The organism is Mesotoga sp. HF07.pep.5.2.highcov (genome assembly GCF_003666285.1).
GTDB lineage: Bacteria > Thermotogota > Thermotogae > Petrotogales > Kosmotogaceae > Mesotoga > Mesotoga prima.
Genome location: NZ_JFHJ01000437.1, coordinates 1 through 1,185 on the forward strand (window position 1 = coordinate 1; position 1,185 = coordinate 1,185).

Genomic DNA, 1,185 nt, shown 5'->3' on the forward strand with positions numbered 1-1,185 from the left:
ACTTGATCATGTAAACTGCCATGATGGCAAGCAGTATGAAGGGTGGATACTTGAAGGTGAGATCAAAGATCGACCTGAAGGTTTCGAAATTAGCAACACTTTCTCCGATCAATTTGTAGCTTTCTACGCCGGAAGAGTCCAGTACCGAACGCAGTTCCGGGATCATCATGTCACTTTTCAGCTCGTTCCCCTCTGCTATGGTAATCATGATCGCATAGTACCTGCCATCGGAAGAAACGATCAGATTGCTGTAAACGGGATCCGTGAGCAGTTCTTCATTAAGAACCAGTCGGCCCTCATCTTCATAAACGTAGCTTCCCGATGGAATACTCATCGTAAAAAGATTGAAGCTTCCCAGCTTAACGGCCTCGGTGGGAGACAAAGCGGATTTCACCCAGTCAAGAGAATTGATCTTCTCGGTGACGCTTTTCAAGAGCTCCAAAGAGGTTTGAGAAGCTTCAAGAATCAAAACTATCGATCCGGTATCGCCGAAAACTTCCGCGATCTTGTTGAACGCCTCAAGCTCCGAATCGTCGTCGCTCAAAAAGGCAGCAGGCGAGGGGTCAAAGCTAAACCCGTTTATTCCGGACAACAGAATCACGACTACTACGGCCAATATGATAAAGGATATCGCTCTTCTCATATTCACACCTCATGAACTCAGCCCATTATATCATCTGACTTTACGATTCATCGCCTATGTAGAGATTGAACGCCTCGCAGATGAATTGGAATCGTAACGTAATTTGAAATGCTTTGACTCTTGTCGTAAAATTGGGGCGTGTGAACAATCTGGCCGACACTTAGCAGTAGAGTCTGGAGGGATCCAAATGATCAGCTGTAAAAAGCTTACCAAGGTCTTCGACAAAGACCCTGTAGTGAATGAGATAGATCTGTCTATTAGTTCAGGGGAGATATACGGCTTTCTTGGACCGAACGGGGCCGGAAAAACTACTACCATAAGAATGTTGACGGGCACTTTGAAACCCACATCTGGAGAGGTGAAAATACTCGATATGGACTTTTCCAGAAACGAACTGCTTATCAAGAGCAGGATTGGCGTTGTACCCGATGAGCAAGAATCTACTCTTACTTCACGGGTGCGGAGTTTCTGGAGTTCATAATGGACGTCTTCCCTGACAAGAAGCAAGAAGCGAAGAAAAGAGTCGGGGAGCTATGCGAAGC

At 45.9% G+C, this 1,185-nt stretch carries 1 protein-coding gene and 1 pseudogene; one reads left to right on the plus strand and one right to left on the minus strand.

From position 1 onward, the window contains the following. A pseudogene (locus BG32_RS09210) lies at positions 1-643 on the minus strand (multidrug RND transporter); the annotation flags it as partial. A gap of 187 nt (positions 644-830) precedes the next feature. Here BG32_RS09210 and BG32_RS09215 point away from each other — a divergent pair. After that, positions 831-1,124 carry an ATP-binding cassette domain-containing protein gene (locus tag BG32_RS09215; RefSeq protein WP_259459645.1) on the plus strand — a complete coding sequence of 98 codons (294 nt, stop codon included), beginning with the start codon at positions 831-833 and terminating at the stop codon, positions 1,122-1,124. Positions 1,125-1,185 lie beyond the last annotated feature (61 nt).